The organism is Enterococcus sp. AZ095a, assembly GCF_050546735.1.
In the GTDB taxonomy this organism is placed as follows: domain Bacteria; phylum Bacillota; class Bacilli; order Lactobacillales; family Enterococcaceae; genus Enterococcus_D; species Enterococcus_D entomosocium.
In genome coordinates, this window is the sequence record NZ_CP172953.1 from 1,277,315 (window position 1) to 1,296,849 (window position 19,535).

Here is a 19,535-nt window from a genome sequence, read left to right on the forward strand (position 1 = left end):
CAGATTATTCATCTCAAAGGAGCATGAATATCTGCTTTTTTGATACACTTATATTAGTTTCTATTTCTTGCTAGACGTAGAGATGAGGAAGTACCTTCATATAGGTTGCTGCTTTTTATATGAAAAATAGGAAATTAAAGCAAATATTTAGGGTTAATAATCTTTCAAATTTGTTAATTCTTTCCTAAGAATCTTTTTTTTCTGGGTTTTATGATATAATCTATTAGTGATTTTTATTTTGAAATAAGAAGGGACTAAAAATGAAACGAGTTATTACCTATGGAACATTTGATTTGCTTCATTATGGTCATATTAATCTATTGAGAACTGCTAAGCAAAAAGGTGATTACTTGATTGTGGGATTATCAACCGATGAGTTCAATTTATTACAAAAAGGTAAGACTAGTTATTTTAGCTATGAAAAAAGGAAACAGCTTTTAGAAGCAATAAGATATGTCGATCTTGTTATTCCAGAAGAAAATTGGGAGCAAAAAATAACGGACATGAAGAAATATAACGTCGATATTTTTGTAATAGGGGACGACTGGTCAGGTAAATTTGATTACCTAACTACTGAATCAGGAGTTGAGGTAGTTTATCTTCCAAGAACGCCAGAAGTTTCAACAACTCAAATAAAGGCTGACCTGACAATGTTCAATCAAAACAATGTAAGCAAAGATTTTTAGAATGGATGAGAAGATAAGATGGATAAACAAGTTAAAGTTCGTAGTACTTTAGTAACAAAAGAATACGATCTTCTGAAGAAAAAATCAGATAAAGTAAAATCTCTATTTAAATTTTATAAAAAAAATATGAGTACATTCTGGGCATTAAAAGGCGTAAGTTTTGAAGTAAATGCCGGTGAATCAGTAGGAATCATTGGTATTAATGGATCAGGGAAATCAACACTTTCGAACTTGATTAGTGGAATTATTCCTCCTACATCAGGAACGATGGAGGTTAACGGAGAAACTTCGATCATTGCAATCGGTGCTGGATTGAAAATCCAACTGACCGGACTAGAAAATATTCGTTTAAAAGGCCTGATGTCAGGAATGACGAATAAAGAGATTGATGACAAATTAGATGACATCGTTGCTTTTGCTGATTTAGGAGATTTTATTAATCAACCTGTAAAAAGCTATTCCAGTGGTATGAAATCTCGTTTGGGCTTTGCTATTGCTGTCCACAACAATCCGGACATATTAGTAATTGATGAAGCTTTATCTGTAGGAGATGAAACTTTTTACCAAAAATGTGTGGATAAGATTATGGAATTTAAAGAAAATGGGAAAACTATTTTCTTCGTTTCTCATTCACTGGGACAGGTAGAAAAACTTTGTGATAAAACGATTTGGATGCATTACGGTGATTTAAAAATGTTTGGACCCACTAATGAAGTGATGAAAGAATATCGTGAGTTTATTGATTGGTTTAAAAAATTACCCAAAAAAGAACAGAAAAAATATCAGGATGAATATAAAGAAAAACAAAAACAATTTAGTATTGAAAAATTAGTTGAAAAAGCCAAAAATGATCCACAAACTTTAAATCAGAATTTAGATGCTACCGAACTGGAAAAAAATACGAAACGAACTTTATTTGGAGAAAAAATGACTATTTTTACTAAACTCGTTTTATCTTTAACAATTTTGAGTATTCTTTTTTTCAGTATCGTTACATTTAGTGGAAGATCTTTGGGTTATGCGCTTAAGAATCCTATAGAAGTTATTACGAAAGTTATCGTACGGTAATCATCGATACTTACTTATATTATGTAGAAGAGGAAGAGCCTTGTGAAAGAAATAATTGCAGTTTTAAAGGAACAAATTCAGCATAGTGGTATGATTTTTCGAATGTCTCGCTATGAAGATAAAGCCACTTACCAAAGTCATTATTTAGGGCTAGCTTGGCAAATTTTGAATCCGGCCATTCAAATCGGAATCTATTATCTAGTATTTGGATTGGGCGTAAATAATAATCGTCAGGTAGACGGATTTCCATTTATTATATGGATGTTAGTTGGTATCACAGCATGGTTTTATATAAGTTCATCTGTTTTAGGAGCATCAAACAGTATTCACAGACAAGTTGGAATGGTTGCTAAAATGAAATTTCCCGTAAGTATTTTACCAACAATCAATATTGTTAGTAATCTGTCATCATATATTCCGATGGTAGCAATTGTTGTGGGATCATTATTATTTACTGGAAATACACCTACCATTTATTGGATCCAGTATTTTTATTATTTTTTCTGTATGGTTAGTTTTTTGTTTGCATACGGGGTGTTGAATGCAACAATCACAGTGTTGGTTCGGGATTATCATATTTTCTTACAATCGGTTCTACGTTTGCTTTTCTATGTGTCTGGACCAATATGGGATATAAATAATCGCAATATGCCGGTATGGTTAGTTAAAATTTTAAGACTCAATCCTTTTTATTATATTATTGAGGGCTTTCGAGACTCGTTGCTTTCCCGTGCATGGGTTTGGGAAAAAACAACTTATACACTTATCTTCTGGTGTCTAACTTTGATGCTTCTTATTCTAGGAAGTCATTTGCATATGAAGTTCCGCGCTCGTTTTGTGGATTATATTTAAAAAAGACTATTTGCGGTGTCCCCTCTAACTTAGAGGGGACACTTTATTTTTGTTTATTTCAAAGAAGTTACGGAAGCATTAAATATGAAGTTGATTCATGATAGCGATTGCTGAAAGATGCGTTTTGTGGGAAAATTTATTTGATGAGTGAATTTTTATTGGTGAGGTGTAAGATGCGGAGATATCAAAAGGTAATTTTAGGTATTTTAGTCGTGTTAGTAGTTGGAATCATTGGAGTAACGATTTACGGGATGCAGGTTTATCGAGAGACAAATGCCACGTTTAATCAAATCTCTCACGCTGTTGATCGGAAAACAGACAAACGAGAGGAAGCGATCAGCATTGAAGATCGAGATCCGTTTTCCATTTTGCTGATGGGAATCGATACTGGAGCATTAGGCCGTACCGAGCAAGGTCGCTCGGATAGTATGATGGTGGTGACGGTCAATCCTGAAAAAAAACAGTCAACGATCATTAGTCTTGATCGTGATATTTACACACAAATCGTTGGTTACAATACGATCGATAAGCTGAATCATGCCTATGCTTTCGGTGGGGAGGCTATGGCCATGGACTCTGTTGAAAATCTCTTGGACATTCCTATCGATCACTATGTGACGATCAATATGCAAGGGATGCGGGATCTGATCGATGCAGTTGGGGGTATCGAGGTGACAAATGCTATCGATTTTACTTTAGAAGGTGTTCATGTCCCTGAAGGGCGAATCACCTTAGATGGGAAAACAGGTTTGGCTTATGCAAGGATGCGCAAACAAGATCCGGAAGGGGATATCGGACGCCAAAGACGGCAAAGAGAAGTGGTTACGAAAATTCTTCAAAAAGTTATGAGTCTGAATGGCATCAGTAATTACCAAAAGATTCTCAAAGCGGTTGAAAAGAATTCGAAGACGGATCTTACGTGGAATGATATGATGGACATCGCTACCAATTATATCCCTGCTTTTACGACCATCAAACAAGAGCAACTCCAAGGAGAAGGGCAACTGATTGGTGGAGTGTATTATCAGTTATTGGGGACGAATCAGTTGTTGCATACGCAAAATTTATTAAAGGAGCAGTTGCAACTTCCGACGAACGAGGGTTTGACCCAAGGCGACGAATTTACTAACGGATCGCCTAATTATCAGTTATACGACGACAGTCTGACCTTTTCAGAAGAAAACTCAACAACTGGAGAGTAGCTAGTTTCTTTAGAAGCCTAAAAAGCAGGATGACCGAAAGTCCTCCTGCTTTTTAGTTTTCCACAAAAGCACCAACGGAAATCTTGTTTCACGAAACCATCAAATGAAAAAACATAAGAAAGCTTAAAAAAACAATTTTTTCATGAAAGAATGAAAATGAAACAATCAAACTGTGAAACATTTACTCGGATTCACGCTAATTTTTATAGTTTTTTCTAAGGATTAATGGATATTTTTTGTTTTTTCTGTTTCGAATCGAATTTTTTGGTAAAATAGGACAGTAGTCATTATAGATTGGAAGGATAGATGAGATGAAGAATTTGAAAGATAAAGTTGTCCAAGGGATACGTAAGGGGCCAGAAGAACCAAAGGCTAAATCGTATCGCAAATCTCATGTTCCATTTCGATTGAACTTTTTGTTTTTTATTATTTTTGCTTTGTTTGTATCTTTGATCGTTCAATTAGGCTATCTACAGATCGTCAATGGCGACAATATTGAGCAGCAGTTGAAAGCTTCATCTGTAGTGGAAGTCAAAGGAAGCGCCCCACGGGGAATGATCTATGACGCTTCTGGAAAAGCGCTGGTGGAAAATCAAGCCAATGCGGCAATCACATTTACCCGCGGAAACAAAATGACCGCTCAAGATCTGTTAGAAACGGCCAAAAAATTGAGCGAGTTGATCGAAGTTCCTGTGGACAAAAATTTGTCTGATCGAGATCTTAAGGATTTTTGGCTGGCAGATGAAGACAATCTTGAAGCAGCAACTGACCGATTGAGTGATGAAGAGCGTTCTTTAGGCACTTCTGAACAATATGCGGCAACCGTTGAGAAAGTGACAGAAGATGAAATCAATTTTTCTGATGCCGAATTAGAAGCAGCCACGATTTTTAAGCGGATGAATAGCGCCCAATCTTTGAGTACGGTCTTTATTAAGACGTCGGATGTGTCTGACCGTGAATTAGCTATTGTTGCTGAGAACATGGTCGATTTACCGGGAATCTCCACAGGTACCGATTGGACACGAAAGATCGTTGAAGGAAGTTCTCTGGCTAGTTTGATCGGAACGGTGACCAGTGAAGAACAAGGAATTCCTGAAGAAGTCTTGGAGGAATTTTTAGAAAAAGGCTATGCTCGTAATGACCGTGTTGGACGTAGCTATTTAGAGCAGCAGTATGAAGAAGTCTTACAAGGTACAAAATCCATTTCTGAGATCTCTCTTGATAACAATAATAATATTGAAAGTCAAAAAGAAACCTTTGCTGGGGCAAAAGGGGATAACCTTGTTCTAACATTGGATGCTGAGTTTCAGGCGAAAGTTGATAAAATTTTGCAAGACAATTTCCAAAAACTGATTGATTCTGGCGCAGCTGAATATTCTCCGGGGGTATACGCAGTGGCGTTAAATCCAAAAACCGGCGGCGTTTTGTCAATGTCTGGTTATCATCATGACACAGGCTCAAATGAATTGCAGGAAAATGCCATTGGTACCTTCATTAATTCCTTTGTACCAGGGTCCGTTGTCAAAGCAGGGACTTTGGCTGCCGGCTGGGAAAATGGGGTCTTAAACGGCAATGAAGTGCTGTTGGATCAACCAATCAGAATTGGCTCCGATGTCAAAGCCTCAATTTTCAACCCAACTGGGGCAAATAATCGTAACCTTTCTGCGGAGCAGGCGTTGGAAGTTTCTTCTAACTCCTATATGATGCAAGTCGCTTTACGTTTGATGGGCATCAATTATCAGTCAGGTATCTCAATTCCAACAGTGGATCGTCAAGGGGATGTCTATGAAAAACTACGTTCGTCTTTTGCCTCTTTTGGTATGGGAACTGAAACTGGGATCGATTTGCCGGGAGAAGCGACTGGTATCAGCACATCGATCGATAACATGGATCCGGTCAGTGATGGTGGGAAGATCCTTGACTTGGCTTTTGGTCAGTTTGATACCTATACGACGTTGCAGCTGGCACAATATGCAGCAACTGTTGCTAATGGTGGCAAAAGATTGCAGCCTCATATCGTCGACGGTATTTACGGCAATGACGAAACTGGCGGTCTTGGCTCACTGATTGAAGAGATCGAACCAACGGTATTGAATGAAGTTGGTTTAACAGATGCTCAAATGCAAATTATTCAAAATGGATTTTATGATGCAGTTCATGGAACGGATGCTTGGGCAACTGCCAAAGGCTTGGCTTCTGCGAAAATGGAGGTCTCTGCCAAAACAGGTACTGCCGAAACACCAATTGTGGATAGTAATGGCAATACCATCAGCTTAGTTAACCTAAACATCGTTGCCTACGGGCCAAGCAGTGATGCGGATATTGCGATTGCGATCGTAATGCCTCAATTAAAAGGCGACACAGATACCCATCCAAATATTCAAATCGCCAAAGAGATCATGGATGCTTACTACGACTTATATATGAAATAAGCATAAAAAATCGCAGTGAAGACTGCGGTTTTTTTGTTTTATAAGAAAACTGATAGAAAACCAACATTTAGTGAGAAAGACTTGCTATTTTTGAATGATTGGCTTAGAATACTAGCGGTCAAGAGATAATTTTGATTTGCACGTTAAATAAAAAGATAAACTGATGATAAAAGGGGTAAAAAACGTAATTATGAACAAGGAATGTTTAAGTAAGCAAGAACTAATGAAGCAGTTGGGACAATTTACACCAGCTGAAAAAAAGGAGATTCGGGATTATTTGCAACGGAAAAATCCATTGCTTTTCCGAAAATTTGAACGAATGAAACACGATTTATATCGCTTGGAATCACGGCGTGTCCAATGCGAGATTGAAAATAACGAAAAGGAGCTAGGTCTTCTAAACGACAAGATCCTTTTAAAAAAAGAAGATTTTCTTGAGCTGTTATTAGCCATTCGAAAGAAAAGAGGGTAATGGATGGAATTTATTGAACTCGTCATTATCATTGCAATTCTTGTCACATTATCAAATGTGGCGAGCAAAATATTGCCCTCAGTACCGATCTTTTTTATTCAAATCATCTTAGGAATTTTATTAGGTCTTACAGAAATGGGTCAAGAGATCGCCTTTGAACCGGAAATGTTTTTAGTAATGATCATTGGTCCATTGCTATTTCGAGAAGGGGAACGAGCAGATGTACCTGAGATCCTAAAAAACAGCAAGATCGTGCTGTTTTTGGCTTTTGGTGGCGTGTTAATGACGCTGTTTGCGGTCGGCGGAACCCTCCATTGGTTGATGCCGACGATACCTCTGGCTGCTTGCTTCGCTTTCGGGGCTGCGTTAGGACCAACTGATGCGGTGGCAGTCTCCTCATTAGCAAAGCGTTTGAAAATTTCCAAAAACATTATGCATATTCTTGAAGGCGAAGGCTTACTGAACGATGCTTCGGGGGTTACCGCATTACAGTTTGCTATCGTGGCTTTGACTACCGGGAGTTTTTCAGCAGCCAACGCAGGCTTCCAACTTCTTTTCTCTAGTATCGGTGGCGGGCTTGTCGGTTACTTGATAGTATGGCTGAAACGCCGGATTTTACGTTTTATTGAAAAAATCTCGGCACAAGATGTCACAGTATACTTATTGATTGAACTGCTCTTGCCATTTGCTGCCTATTTGCTGGCAGAAATGATTGGCGTCTCAGGGATTATCGCAGCAGTTGTGGCAGGTGTAGCCCAAGCCCAAAGAAAACGCCGGATCTCGTTGTTTGATGCAGAATTAGCGAACATTTCGGAAAGCACATGGTCGACCATTGTCTTTACATTGAACGCATTAGTGTTTCTCTTTCTAGGGATCGAGTTGTCACAAGTCTTTTCACCGATCTGGGAAAGCAAAAACTATGCAAACTGGCATCTAGTCATCACGATTTTAGTCGTCACAGCGGTGATTTTCCTCGTACGTTTTATCTTTTTGCTATTTTATTATTGGTTCTTACAGTCAAAAAAACAAGTATCCATGAATCAAGTCGCCTTGTTGACCTTTGGTGGCGTCAAGGGAACAGTCAGTTTGGCAGCCATCTTCATTTTACCGGTGATGGTGCATGATACACCGTTTCAGGAACGGAGTTTGCTCCTGTTTTTGACCGCCTGTGTAATTTTGCTGACATTGATCATCAGCGTGATGGTCTTACCTTATTTGGCAGATGGTGAAGCTGCCGAAAGTGTCGACTTCAATCACTTGCTGATCTTAGAAGACGTCATCGAACAATTGGAAGCAGAAGAAAAACAAGAGCTTTCTGATAAAGGTCGCTTAGCGATCGATGCTGTCATCAATTCCTATGAAAATCGTCGTTGGGAATTGTATCGCAATAGTTTGACTGATTCAGAAAAACAAGAAATCCAAGAAATTCAAGGATTGATCTTATCGATCGAACAAGACGGCTTGGATGAAGCTTATCGAAATGGGAAAGTCAGCCTAAATGGCTATCGTTTTTATTCACGCTTTATTTCTCAGCAGCAGCATTCCCTCGCAAAACAAATTCTCTCATTCTTTAGTTTTTGGCTCTTCTTTATTCAGCGTTTTATTCGTGTACTGATCCATCCACGTTTGTTTTTACAGCGGCAGCAGCAACTGAAAGATGCCTTGAAACAACGAGACATTTCTGAAGTACAAAAAATCTACTTAAAAAACAGCGAATACATTTTTCACAGTTTGAGCAATTTAGAAGATGTTTATGATTCCTCGCTGATCAATTTCTTTATTCGTCAACGAGAAATGAGCATCAAACGGTTTGAACATAGCAATTTCATTGAAACGATCATGATTGAGCAAGACCCGATTTTTGTTAAGAAAGTCCTTTGGGGCTATTATCTTGAGCGCAAGACGATCGATGAATATGAAGTGGCTGAGAAAATTTCAACGATTTCTGCAAATGAGTACCGACGCAATGTCAATCTGTTAGAATCGTATGCGATGTCTCGAGCGGAAGAACAACCGAAACAGCGGATGTTCCGCCGATAATATGTCTCAAAAGGCGCGCAACTTGATGCACGTTTTATGGAGTGTCTCCGTCAGGTTATTCCTAAAAGATGATCAACATCGATGATCAGAGGGAATAAACTGACGAAGGCATTCTTTTTTATTGCAAAAACTGCTCCTTTCTCTCATCGTTTCCTCGGATGAAATGTGGTACAATGAGCGAAGAAAAAACTCAGGAGGGATTCTGTGAAAGAATTAAAAGTAAGTGAATTAACCAAAACTTACGGTGAAAAAACACTGTTTGATCAGCTTTCTTTTCTGATACATGAAAAAGATCGGATCGGTTTGATCGGTGTCAATGGCACGGGGAAATCAAGTTTGCTGCGAATCTTAGCAGGTTTGGATCGTGGAGATGGTGATCGCCAAACTGTTTTTGCTAGTCAAGATTATCGAATTGGCTTTTTAGCGCAAGACAATCAGCTACAAGAAGAATTATCCGTTGTAGATGCTGTTTTTCAAGGGACCAGTCCGCTGATCCGCGTTGTTCGCGACTATGAAAAAGCGCTGATTGCTTTAGAAAATAATGGTATGGATCAACAAACGCAGCGCAATTATCAATTGGCAGAAGAAGCGATGAATAAAGCGGATGCTTGGAACACAGATACAACAGCCAAAATTATCCTCCAAAAACTTGGGATCAGTGATTTAAAGAAAAAGGTCAGTGAGTTATCTGGAGGTCAAAAGAAACGAGTGGCTATGGCTCAAGTATTGATCGATGAACCAGACCTGTTGTTATTGGATGAACCGACTAACCACTTAGATTATGATGCGATCCAATGGTTGGAAGGCTATCTAAAAAATTATCGGGGTGCGTTATTGATGGTGACCCACGATCGCTACTTTTTGGATCGAGTCGTTAACCGAATCTTTGAATTGTCCTTTGGCAAGCTGCATGAATATCAAGGCAATTACGAGACGTATCTTCATGCTCGATCAGAACGAGAACGAGTGGAGGAGACGCAAGAAGACAAGCGCAAGCAGTTATACAAACATGAGTTGGCTTGGATTCGCACCGGAGCAAAGGCCCGTACAACGAAACAACAGGCACGGATCGATCGTTTCGATGATTTAAAAGAAAACCTACATCAAGTAAAACGTAACGGCGAAGTGGCCATTGATGTTGCTACGACACGCTTAGGCAAACAAGTCTTAGAGCTAAAAGATGCGAGTTTCCAGATTGACAACAAAACGATTTTGTCTCACTTTGATTTGTTGATTCAATCAAGAGAACGCTTAGGGATCACAGGAGAAAACGGTGCGGGCAAATCAACGTTGCTCAATATTTTAGCTGGTCACCTGCCTTTAGAAGAAGGGGAGCGTACGATTGGCGTGACTGTGAAAATGGCTTATTATACGCAAACGATTGAAGCGATGAACCCTGATCAGCGAATGATTGCTTATTTGCAAGAAGCAGCCGAGGAAGTGCAAAAAGTGGATGGCTCACAAGTCAGTGTCGCAGAAATGCTGGAACAGTTTTTGTTTCCGCGATCCATGCACGGCACTAAGATCGGCAAGCTATCCGGCGGAGAAAAACGACGACTATTTTTACTCAAGCTATTGATTGGACAGCCAAATGTTCTCTTGTTAGATGAACCGACCAACGATTTGGATATTGATACCCTGACGATTTTGGAAAATTATTTGGAAACATTCCCAGGTGCAGTGATCACTGTTTCCCATGACCGCTACTTTTTAGATAAAGTTGCCCAAAAATTGCTGATCTTCGAAGGAGACGGCAGGATTAAGTCCTACTTTGGTTCCATTAATGAGTACTTAGCAGCCAATACCAATAAAGCTAGTTCAAGTGTACTAGAGCCAAAAGAATCAAAAAACGATTCGCTTTCTGCTGCAGCGCCTGTCAAAAAGAAACTGAGTTATATGGAACAAAAAGAGTGGGCGACAATTGAAGATGATATCGCGGTGTTAGAAGAAAAAGCTGCCACTTTGACTGAAGAGATGAATCATCAAGGAGCTGACTTTACCAAGCTCCAAAAATTACAGCAAGAAATCAGCGAGGTTGAAACGCAACTTGCAGAAAAAATGGATCGTTGGGAATATTTGAGCGAATTTGTGTAGAGTAAAGGAGAGAACGATGGAACAAGCATATTTAGATCTAGGAAGAAAAATATTAGCAGAAGGCAATGATAAAAGTGATCGTACAGGAACGGGAACACGCAGTGTCTTTGGTCACCAAATGCGTTTTGATCTGTCCCAAGGCTTTCCATTGTTAACAACCAAGAGAGTTCCTTTTGGCTTGATCAAAAGCGAATTATTGTGGTTTCTAAAAGGAGATACCAACATTCGTTATCTCTTAGAACATAATAACCACATTTGGGATGAATGGGCGTTTGAGCGCTATATTAAAAGTGATGCTTACACAGGTCCTGACATGACGGACTTTGGCCGTCGTTCCCTAGTGGATGAAGCTTTCAATGAACAGTACCAACACGAGTTGAAACAGTTTTGTGAAAAAATCTTATCTGATGATACATTCGCTGAAACCTTCGGCGATTTGGGTCATGTTTATGGGTACCAATGGCGCCATTGGGAAAAAAGTACGGGCGGGTTTATCGATCAAATCAAAGAAGTGATCGAGATGATCAAAACAACGCCAGACTCTCGTCGTTTGATCGTCTCTGCTTGGAATCCAGAAGATGTACCGACGATGGCGTTGCCCCCTTGTCACACGATGTTTCAATTTTATGTTCATGATGGTCGCTTAAGCTGTCAGTTATATCAACGCAGTGCCGATGTCTTTTTAGGTGTTCCCTTCAATATTGCTAGTTATGCGCTATTAACGCACCTGATTGCTCATGAAACTGGACTAGAAGTCGGAGATTTTATCCATACATTAGGTGATGCTCATCTGTACAGTAATCATATAGAACAGATGAAGGAACAGTTGACTCGTTCAGTACGTCCGGCGCCAAGCTTACAGTTAAATCCTGAAAAACAGTCAATCTTTGATTTTGAAATGGAAGATATTACCCTGGCAGGGTATGATCCGCATCCAACAATCAAAGCACCGATCGCAGTTTAAGTGGTTGTTTGGTTTCATTTCATAAAGAAAGGAATGAGGCGTAATGGAAAATACCCACAAACGAGGCTTTGCGGCGACCTTTCATCAGAGACATGCTGGATCGATTCATGCATTGCTCATTGATCAATGCATTGATTTCTTGCATCAGCACTATGATACAGTTTGGCTATCCGTATCCGAGGAAACAGTGCCGGAGCTAAAAGAAGCCATTCGATCAAATCAGCAGTGCACTGCCCTTTTTATACCAGCAAAAGGGGCGGCGGATGCCCGCAGAAGGCTTATTTTTGCGGCACAGCATACTTTACCAATGCTGGATTCATTGCATATTTGTGATTTTGATCGCGTAGTGACTTGGATCGAGACGTATCCAGAAGAACTTGTGGCAATAAGCAAACAGCCGTTACCAGAGAATACGTATTGTATCCTAGGGCGAACTGCAAGGGCGTTTGCGAGTCATCCGCAAACGTGGCAAAGAACGGAGCGCTTGATCAACGAGATCGCAGCTGACTTTTTTCAAATACAAGAAATTGATGTCGCAGCTGGTAGTGCTCTCTTTCCTATCTCCCTGATACCGACCTTACTGAAAAACAACAACGCGCGTTTAAACGATGGGGAATGGCCGAGAAATGTCCAAAGAAGCGGCGGCACAATTGTTTACCAAGCCTGTGATGGCTTGCGCTTTGATGAGCGCAACAAAGATTCATTTGAGCATGAATCAGCTTTTCAGCTGATGCAGCGGCTGCAGGTTGCTGCTACTATTTCTGAATCATTTTATACAGAAGGGATGTAATTTTTATGTTGATCGCACTTTGGGCACAAGATCAAAAGGGTTTGATCGGAGCGGATGGCACGTTGCCGTGGCATTTGCCAAATGATTTGAAATTTTTTAAAGAGCAAACCATCAATAATACGATTATAATGGGGCGCAAAACCTTTGAAGGAATGGGAAAAAGATTACTGCCGCAGCGTACGACGATCGTTTTGACAAGTGATCCACACTATCAAGCCAACGGCGCGTTAGTGGTGCATGACCGAGAGGAAATCTTAGCGTATGTGAAGCAACAAGAGCATCCCGTTTTTTTAACTGGTGGAGCGGGTGTTTTTGAAGCGATGATTGACGATTGCGATCAATTGTACCGTACAGTGATCGATGCGGAATTTAACGGAGATGTGTATTTCCCAGAGATTGATTGGACGCAATGGAAACTTGATCATGTGATCGATGGGATCGTCGATGAAAAGAACCGTTATCCCCATCAATTTGAATTTTATCATAGAAAATAAAAGAACAGGAAGCTTTCTGCAGCGAAAGTTTCCTGTTCTTTGTTTGTAAGCAATGCTTCACTTTTAGGTATACAACAAGACGGAAAAGTACATCAGTCCAGCACCTAACATAACGAATAAGTGCCAAACCACATGCATGAATCGAACGGATTTTAAACTATAGAATAGCGCACCCACAGTATAAGAAACACCACCGCTTGCTAGTAAAAATGTTCCCCAGTAGCCTAAATGTTCGATCAGAGGTTTAAAGGCGACGACACATAGCCAGCCCATGATGATGTAGATCAGGGTGGAGATTTTTGAGACAGTCTCTTTTTTATGAAGAGTCAGTGACTTATAAACGATGCCGCTAATTGCTAGTAGCCAAATCAAGACAAAGAGTGACCAGCCAAGCCAGCCTTGGATACTAAGCAAGCAAAAAGGTGTATAGCTTCCGGCGATCAGCAAGAAAATGGAGGCATGATCAAAGACTTGGAAGACCTTTTTTGCTTTGGTAAAAATCAAACTGTGAAATAAGGTAGAAAAGAGGAAGAGCAAAATCATCATCGACCCATAAATGGCATAGGAAACGATATGGATAGGTGACCCTAGATTTGCCCCCTTGATTAAGAGGATGACCAGTCCTGCGATACTCAGTCCTAATCCGATCCCGTGGGTTACTGCATTTAATACTTCATTGACGATCAAATATCTGCGACTAAACTTCATGTGCTGCATTCGGCACCGTCCTTTCGAATCGAAATTAGATGAAAAAAAATTTTCTCTCTGTTATACTTAGTATAAATGGTCTGTGGTTATTTTACCACGAAAAAAGACTTGATTTAAAGAGAGAGTGAATATATGATGGCAAATCTTAAAATTGTGACAGATTCTTCCAGTACGATGGAACCAAGTGTCCGTGATGCTTTGGCTATCCATGTCGTGCCTTTATCTGTAATGATCGATGGTGTCGTTTATCCAGATGATGAAACGCTGCCGGGAGAAAAATTTATGCAAATGATGGCGCAAGCCAAAGAATTACCTAAAACTAGCCAGCCGCCAATCGGTCATTTTGTAGAACTATATGATGAATTAGGCAAAGATGGCAGTGAAATACTATCGATTCATATGACCAAAGGGCTTAGCGGAACCGTGGAAGCGGCTCGTCAAGCCAGTCATTTATCAAAAGCCAAAGTCACCGTGATCGATAGTGACACGACAGACCAAGCGTTGGCTTTTCAAGTGATTCGGGCAGCAGAATTGGCTAAAGCCGGTAAGACACTAGAAGAAGTTTTACCAGAGGTGGATTTGGTGCGTGAGCATACGAAATTATTTATCGGCGTTTCAACGTTAGAAAACTTAGTAAAAGGCGGTCGTATCAGTCGTGCCAAAGGTCTTTTATCGAGTTTGCTGAACATGAAAGTGATTATGGATTTTGATCATTCAGAACTGATTCCAGTCGTCAAAGGACGTGGTGTCAAGACCTTCAATAAATGGTTTGAAGAGTTAAAAGCTGAACTGAAGAGTATGCCTAAAGTGACGAAAATTGGTATTTCTCATGCTGAAGGGTTAGAAATCACAGAACGTTTCCAAAAGGAATTAGCGGAACTATTCCCCGAGTTGGATATCCCCTTGTTGCACACGACACCGATCATCGCCACTCACACAGGTAAAGGTGCCTTTGCGATTACTTATAGTACGGAATAAAAAAGCATGTTTTCTTTCAGCGATTCGTTTAATGACGAATCGCTTTTTGGCGTATGACAAGCTGTCGGGAAGAAAAAACAAAAAAAGAAGCTGCCTTTGCTTGTCGACTCTTTGGCAGGTAGCTGTTTTCTTTCTTAAGTTTGAAGGATTGCGACTAGGAATTTTATGAGAATTTTGTTAAAATAGCAAAGATTACAAAGGAGTTTGAATACCTGTGAAATGGAAGAAATTAGTAACTTATCTACTCGTTGTGGGATTGATAGCTATTGGAACTGGCTTACTGTTTCATTTTACTGTTCCCAAAGCCCAACCATTGCTGACCCCTGTGGACAAGCTAGCAGCCAATGATTCGAAAAAATCCGCCATTGAATATCTCGCTCTTGGGGATTCCTTGACAGAAGGGGTTGGTGATGAAACAGCTCGTGGTGGCTTTGTGCCAATTTTGGCTGGGGATCTAGAGGATCGCTATGATTTGAGCAATTTGGTAACTAAAAATTATGGGGTCGCTGGTGAAAGAAGCGATCAGATTTTAAAGCGAGTGAAAAACGATGAAGACTTACGCCAAGATCTTAGTCAAGCGGATTTGATTACCTTGACTGTCGGCGGTAACGACGTACTAAAAGTGATTCAGAGCAATTTCTTCGGCTTGAGTATTGAGACGTTTACGGAACCGATGGAAGATTACCAGGAACGTTTAAAAGACTTGTTTGCTCAAATCCGCGATTTGAATAGTGATGCACCAATCTATGTCTTGGGCATCTACAATCCATTTTATCTGAATTTCCCAGAAATCACGGATATGCAGACGATCATTGATAACTGGAATAAACAAACGGAAACGTTCGTCAATCAGCAAGACAATGCCTTTTTTATTCCTATCAACGATTTGCTCTATAAAGGGTTAAGTGATGAGGTCGGTATTGCTGATACAGAAGAAGGGGAATCAAAGAAAACTGCCGAATCATCGGACACAGAACGCTTATCTGATTCATCGACGACAGCTTCGGACGAATCACAAAGCAGTACTTCAACGTCAACTGATTCATCGCAAACTGTCGGGAATAATATCACAAACAATGTTTTGTATGAAGGCGATCGCTTCCATCCCAATAATCTTGGGTATCAACTGATGGCGAATGCCGTTCGCGATGAAGTGATCAAAACGCAAAATTATTGGTTGCTAGAGGAGGAAGCCAAATGAAACCAAGCGAATCAACGAAGCAGCCGGAAAAAACAGCTGCAACGAAAAAAAAATCGATTAACTACTGGAAAATTGCTTTTCTAGTGTTGGTCGGTATCCTTTTAGGCACGACGGTTTTCTTTGCTTCAAGAATTTTTCAACAGCGAGAAACCGGCTTAAATGAAAGTGCTGAACTTGTTCAACGGGAGGGCAGTCCTGTTCTGACCGTTAACAGTAACAAGAGCCAAGTCAACCAATTGATTGATTTTTATCTGTCTGATTTTCAAAAAGATCAAGAGGTCAAGTATAATTTTGAGCTAAGAAATGAGGCATTGTTGACGGGAGAGTTTCAAGTATTAGGATTTCCTATCACCTTCTATCTCTATTTTGATCCTTACGTGACCGAAGAAGGTAACGTTCAATTGAAAGCCAAAAGCTTATCAATCGGCACCTTGGATCTGCCCACCAGTGAAGTAATGAAAATGATCAAACGTAGTTTTAAATTTCCTGATTGGATCGATGTCAATGCCGATGAACAAATCATTTTGATACGTTTGGATCAATTCCGTATGCAAAATGGCTTGTTTATCAAAGCCAACAAAATCAATCTTGTGGATGATGAAATTCAAATGAGTTTATATTTACCAGCTGAAACGGAGGATGAATAATGGAACGAGCAATTTTTGCCGGTGGGTGCTTTTGGTGTATGATCCAACCCTTTGATGAATTAGAAGGGGTGCATTCAATTTTTTCCGGCTATACCGCAGGACATACCGAAAATCCGACTTATGAAGAGGTCAAAAGCCATCAAACCGGGCATACAGAAGCAGTGGAAATCATTTTTGATCCTGAAAAAATCAGTTATGAAGACCTTTTGACGATCTATTGGCAACAAACGGATCCGACAGATGCTTTTGGTCAATTTGAAGATCGCGGCGACAATTATCGTCCGGCTATCTTCTATTTTAATGAAGAGCAGCGGAAAAAAGCCGAAGCCAGCAAAGAGGCGCTTCAGGCTTCCGGTCGATTTACCGATCCGATCGTGACCACGATCGAACCAGCCCAACCTTTTTATTTAGCGGAAGAAGAGCACCAAGAGTATTACAAAAAGAATCCTGAGAATTTTGCTCGCAATCACGCCCGTAGAGCAGCCTTTTTAGAAAATCATTGGGAGCAAGAACATGCGTAAAAGTTTTTATACCTATTTAATGGCAGTCAAAGGACCGAGTCATACAGATGAGGCCCAGATCTTTGCTACTCATGCAAGTCATGATATCCAGTTTCCGAAGCACAGCGATGACTATGATGAAGTCTCTTCTTATCTGGAACTAAATGTTGATTATTTGCCATCCATGGATATTTTTGATCGTATCTGGGCAGAGTATCTCGAAAATAACAAATAAAAAAACTATTCTTCGTTTTGTATGGTTGCATAAAATCCGCAGAACGGAGCTGTTTTTTCTCAGAGAGGTGTTGTGAATGAAAGGTTTAACGACGAGCCGATATATCGTTTCTCTCGTTTGTGTCGCAATTTTGTCAGGAGGTGGTGTCTATTTATGGCAAACGGCTCAGCAAAATCAGCAGACGACGCAACCGATGACAGAAACGAACACAGAAGCCAGCGGAATGGAGAAAATCCAGTCGCTATATGACCAAATCCTTGCGAATTATTACCAAGAAGTGGATGAGGATGCCTTGATAGAAGGTGCCCTTCAAGGGATGACTGATGCGCTAGATGATCCTTATACGACGTATTTGAACCAATCAGATGCGGATAACTTAGAACAATCACTTTCTGGAAGTTTTGAAGGGATTGGTGCTACCTTGTCGATCGTTGAAGACTATCCAGAAGTCGCACAAGCGCCGATAAAAAATACGCCTGCTGAAAAAAGTGGTCTGCGGATCAATGACCGAATCGTTAAGGTAGACGGTGAAGATACGCAGGGACAGGAATTATCTGAAGTTGTGGGAAAGATTCGTGGTGAAAAAGGGACGAAAGTCACCTTAACGATTCAACGTGATCAGGACACCTTTGATGTGGAGATCACTCGTGATGTGATCCCAATCGAAACAGTCCATGGAGAAATTGCTGAAAATAATGACACAATCGGTCGTATCGATATTACTTCCTTTGGTGAAAACACAGCAGCTGAGTTGAAAGAAACCATCACCGAACTGCGAGAAGCCGGCGCAAAGTCGTTTGTTTTGGATTTAAGACAAAATCCTGGCGGATTGCTGGACCAAGTACAGATCATGGCAAGTATGTTTTTAGAAAACGGCCAAACGATCGTGAAGTTTGCCAACAATCAAGGGGTGGTCAGTGAGACCAAAGCGAGCGAAGCATTGGATGAAGGATTCAAAGTCACAGAGCCGGTCGTTGTTTTAGTCGACGGCGGCAGTGCCTCTGCATCGGAGATTTTTGCCGCAGCCTTGCAAGAATCAGCGGATATCCCAGTTGTTGGTACAGAAACCTTCGGCAAGGGAACCGTTCAGAACGTGAAAGATCTGGGGGATAATAGTGAATTAAAAATGACGGTCATGAAATGGCTGACACCGGATGAAAATTGGGTCAATGATCAAGGTGTGATGCCGGATTATGAAGAGGACTATCCAGAGTATGCGTATTTCCCGCCATTACCACGGGACAATGCCTTAAAAGCTGGACAATCATCAACGGCAGTCAATAACCTAAATCAATTTCTTAAAGCGTTAGGGTATGCCACTAGTGGTGATACCTTCAATGATGAGACGACAGCAGCAGTGAAGACTTTACAAGAGGCTCATGATTTAAAAGTGACTGGGGAAGTCGATGCAGACACTGCCCAAGCGATCGAAAAAGAAGTAACGGAGAAACTCAAAGCAGAGGACCCAGCATATTTAAAAGCACTGTCCTTGCTTTCTGAAGAATAAACTAAGTGAAAAATTGGAGAGGAGGCAGACGTGTGGAGGCGAAAAAACTCTGGGTTGATCGTTTTTGGCTAGTAGTGAAATATGCGTTGATCGCTTTTGCAACAGCATTCTTGATTCGGGCATTCTTGTTGATCCCAGTTCCTGTTGAAGGAAATTCGATGGAAGGAACCTTAAAACAAGGAGACATGGTGGTCATTGAGAAGATTTCGCCAATCCAACGATTTGATGTCGTTGTTTTCCAGTTGCCGGATGGTTCGACCTATATCAAGCGGGTGATTGGCTTACCGGGTGAGTCAGTGAAATATGTCAATGATCAGCTTTACATTGATGATGAACCGGTAGATGAAGATTTTCTAGTGAAGAACCGCAGCAATGATCACGAGTCTGTCTCTTACACCAATGACTTTGATTTGGAATCTTTATTAGGTGTTGAGAAATTAGGGAAAGATAGTTACTTTGTCATTGGAGACAATCGACGTGCCTCCAAAGATAGCCGTTCCTTTGGACCAATATCAGGAGAGGCCATTTTAGGCAATGCTCGTTTTGTTTATTATCCATTGACTCATATTCGATTGATTTAGTCTGTGTAAAATCAATAAATAATTAAATAATGAATCCCCCCTTGGAATTATCCGTTGATTCCAAGGGGGATTTTGTCTAGCTTT

The 19,535-nt window shown here is 40.4% G+C and carries 19 protein-coding genes; 18 read left to right on the plus strand and 1 reads right to left on the minus strand.

What is annotated here, in order from left to right; translation table 11 throughout:
- The first annotated feature begins 260 nt into the window (after window positions 1-260).
- The 11 genes from tagD (at window position 261) to IGJ26_RS06040 (ending at window position 13,094) form a co-directional block, all read left to right on the plus strand.
- Complete coding sequence (gene tagD, locus IGJ26_RS05990; protein WP_005236890.1) at window positions 261-686, plus strand: glycerol-3-phosphate cytidylyltransferase; 426 nt, start codon at window positions 261-263, stop codon at window positions 684-686.
- A gap of 18 nt (window positions 687-704) precedes the next feature.
- Window positions 705-1,754, plus strand: a complete 1,050-nt coding sequence (locus tag IGJ26_RS05995) for an ABC transporter ATP-binding protein (RefSeq protein WP_194195331.1) — start codon at window positions 705-707, stop codon at window positions 1,752-1,754.
- A 42-nt stretch (window positions 1,755-1,796) separates the two neighbouring features.
- On the plus strand, window positions 1,797-2,606 hold the full coding sequence (locus IGJ26_RS06000; RefSeq protein WP_005236888.1) for an ABC transporter permease: 810 nt from the start codon (window positions 1,797-1,799) through the stop codon (window positions 2,604-2,606).
- A 173-nt stretch (window positions 2,607-2,779) separates the two neighbouring features.
- Window positions 2,780-3,808: an LCP family protein gene (locus IGJ26_RS06005; protein ID WP_430599962.1), complete on the plus strand. Its 1,029-nt coding sequence runs from the start codon at window positions 2,780-2,782 to the stop codon at window positions 3,806-3,808.
- Between the two features lie 311 nt (window positions 3,809-4,119).
- On the plus strand, window positions 4,120-6,240 hold the full coding sequence (locus IGJ26_RS06010) for a peptidoglycan D,D-transpeptidase FtsI family protein (protein WP_430599963.1): 2,121 nt from the start codon (window positions 4,120-4,122) through the stop codon (window positions 6,238-6,240).
- A 190-nt stretch (window positions 6,241-6,430) separates the two neighbouring features.
- Window positions 6,431-6,712, plus strand: coding sequence for a hypothetical protein (locus IGJ26_RS06015; RefSeq protein ID WP_008379625.1), 282 nt, complete (start codon window positions 6,431-6,433; stop codon window positions 6,710-6,712).
- Between the two features lie 3 nt (window positions 6,713-6,715).
- Window positions 6,716-8,752, plus strand: a complete 2,037-nt coding sequence (locus IGJ26_RS06020; protein ID WP_086317044.1) for a cation:proton antiporter — start codon at window positions 6,716-6,718, stop codon at window positions 8,750-8,752.
- A 204-nt stretch (window positions 8,753-8,956) separates the two neighbouring features.
- Window positions 8,957-10,846: an ABC-F family ATP-binding cassette domain-containing protein gene (locus IGJ26_RS06025; protein WP_430599964.1), complete on the plus strand. Its 1,890-nt coding sequence runs from the start codon at window positions 8,957-8,959 to the stop codon at window positions 10,844-10,846.
- Between the two features lie 16 nt (window positions 10,847-10,862).
- Window positions 10,863-11,810, plus strand: a complete 948-nt coding sequence (locus IGJ26_RS06030; protein WP_005236877.1) for a thymidylate synthase — start codon at window positions 10,863-10,865, stop codon at window positions 11,808-11,810.
- A 43-nt stretch (window positions 11,811-11,853) separates the two neighbouring features.
- Window positions 11,854-12,600 carry a hypothetical protein gene (locus IGJ26_RS06035; protein ID WP_430599965.1) on the plus strand — a complete coding sequence of 249 codons (747 nt, stop codon included), beginning with the start codon at window positions 11,854-11,856 and terminating at the stop codon, window positions 12,598-12,600.
- 5 nt (window positions 12,601-12,605) lie between these two features.
- On the plus strand, window positions 12,606-13,094 hold the full coding sequence (locus IGJ26_RS06040) for a dihydrofolate reductase (protein ID WP_301389373.1): 489 nt from the start codon (window positions 12,606-12,608) through the stop codon (window positions 13,092-13,094).
- 63 nt (window positions 13,095-13,157) lie between these two features.
- Here the strand turns inward: IGJ26_RS06040 and trhA are convergent, their stop codons facing one another.
- Complete coding sequence (trhA, locus tag IGJ26_RS06045) at window positions 13,158-13,811, minus strand: PAQR family membrane homeostasis protein TrhA (protein ID WP_005236874.1); 654 nt, start codon at window positions 13,809-13,811, stop codon at window positions 13,158-13,160.
- Between the two features lie 126 nt (window positions 13,812-13,937).
- Here trhA and IGJ26_RS06050 point away from each other — a divergent pair, with 126 nt between their 5' ends.
- The 7 genes from IGJ26_RS06050 to lepB all read left to right on the plus strand — a co-directional run bounded on the left by IGJ26_RS06050 (window position 13,938) and on the right by lepB (window position 19,451).
- On the plus strand, window positions 13,938-14,780 hold the full coding sequence (locus IGJ26_RS06050) for a DegV family protein (RefSeq protein ID WP_034872242.1): 843 nt from the start codon (window positions 13,938-13,940) through the stop codon (window positions 14,778-14,780).
- A 214-nt stretch (window positions 14,781-14,994) separates the two neighbouring features.
- Window positions 14,995-15,981, plus strand: coding sequence for an SGNH/GDSL hydrolase family protein (locus IGJ26_RS06055; RefSeq protein ID WP_194199440.1), 987 nt, complete (start codon window positions 14,995-14,997; stop codon window positions 15,979-15,981).
- Complete coding sequence (locus tag IGJ26_RS06060; RefSeq protein WP_005236869.1) at window positions 15,978-16,628, plus strand: YpmS family protein; 651 nt, start codon at window positions 15,978-15,980, stop codon at window positions 16,626-16,628. Before IGJ26_RS06055 ends, IGJ26_RS06060 begins: the two co-directional genes overlap by 4 nt.
- Window positions 16,628-17,149 (plus strand): peptide-methionine (S)-S-oxide reductase MsrA, encoded by a 522-nt coding sequence (msrA, locus tag IGJ26_RS06065; protein WP_008379644.1) that lies wholly within the window; start codon window positions 16,628-16,630, stop codon window positions 17,147-17,149. Before IGJ26_RS06060 ends, msrA begins: the two co-directional genes overlap by 1 nt.
- On the plus strand, window positions 17,142-17,363 hold the full coding sequence (locus IGJ26_RS06070) for a YozE family protein (RefSeq protein ID WP_005236867.1): 222 nt from the start codon (window positions 17,142-17,144) through the stop codon (window positions 17,361-17,363). The genes msrA and IGJ26_RS06070 overlap by 8 nt, the downstream gene beginning before the upstream one ends.
- 76 nt (window positions 17,364-17,439) lie before the next feature.
- On the plus strand, window positions 17,440-18,870 hold the full coding sequence (locus tag IGJ26_RS06075) for a S41 family peptidase (protein ID WP_194199441.1): 1,431 nt from the start codon (window positions 17,440-17,442) through the stop codon (window positions 18,868-18,870).
- A 32-nt stretch (window positions 18,871-18,902) separates the two neighbouring features.
- Complete coding sequence (gene lepB / locus IGJ26_RS06080; RefSeq protein ID WP_008379649.1) at window positions 18,903-19,451, plus strand: signal peptidase I; 549 nt, start codon at window positions 18,903-18,905, stop codon at window positions 19,449-19,451.
- The last annotated feature ends 84 nt before the right edge of the window (window positions 19,452-19,535 follow it).

Excerpts from the sequence above, each read along its gene's own strand:
- tagD (WP_005236890.1), top strand. The coding sequence starts at position 261 with ATGAAACGAGTTATTACCTATGGAACATTTGATTTGCTTCATTATGGT.
- IGJ26_RS05995 (WP_194195331.1), top strand. The coding sequence starts at position 705 with ATGGATAAACAAGTTAAAGTTCGTAGTACTTTAGTAACAAAAGAATAC.
- IGJ26_RS06005 (WP_430599962.1), top strand. The coding sequence starts at position 2,780 with ATGCGGAGATATCAAAAGGTAATTTTAGGTATTTTAGTCGTGTTAGTA.
- IGJ26_RS06010 (WP_430599963.1), top strand. The coding sequence starts at position 4,120 with ATGAAGAATTTGAAAGATAAAGTTGTCCAAGGGATACGTAAGGGGCCA.
- IGJ26_RS06015 (WP_008379625.1), top strand. The coding sequence starts at position 6,431 with ATGAACAAGGAATGTTTAAGTAAGCAAGAACTAATGAAGCAGTTGGGA.
- IGJ26_RS06020 (WP_086317044.1), top strand. The coding sequence starts at position 6,716 with ATGGAATTTATTGAACTCGTCATTATCATTGCAATTCTTGTCACATTA.
- IGJ26_RS06030 (WP_005236877.1), top strand. The coding sequence starts at position 10,863 with ATGGAACAAGCATATTTAGATCTAGGAAGAAAAATATTAGCAGAAGGC.
- IGJ26_RS06035 (WP_430599965.1), top strand. The coding sequence starts at position 11,854 with ATGGAAAATACCCACAAACGAGGCTTTGCGGCGACCTTTCATCAGAGA.
- IGJ26_RS06040 (WP_301389373.1), top strand. The coding sequence starts at position 12,606 with ATGTTGATCGCACTTTGGGCACAAGATCAAAAGGGTTTGATCGGAGCG.
- trhA (WP_005236874.1), bottom strand. The coding sequence starts at position 13,811 with ATGCAGCACATGAAGTTTAGTCGCAGATATTTGATCGTCAATGAAGTA.
- IGJ26_RS06050 (WP_034872242.1), top strand. The coding sequence starts at position 13,938 with ATGGCAAATCTTAAAATTGTGACAGATTCTTCCAGTACGATGGAACCA.
- IGJ26_RS06060 (WP_005236869.1), top strand. The coding sequence starts at position 15,978 with ATGAAACCAAGCGAATCAACGAAGCAGCCGGAAAAAACAGCTGCAACG.
- msrA (WP_008379644.1), top strand. The coding sequence starts at position 16,628 with ATGGAACGAGCAATTTTTGCCGGTGGGTGCTTTTGGTGTATGATCCAA.
- IGJ26_RS06070 (WP_005236867.1), top strand. The coding sequence starts at position 17,142 with ATGCGTAAAAGTTTTTATACCTATTTAATGGCAGTCAAAGGACCGAGT.
- IGJ26_RS06075 (WP_194199441.1), top strand. The coding sequence starts at position 17,440 with ATGAAAGGTTTAACGACGAGCCGATATATCGTTTCTCTCGTTTGTGTC.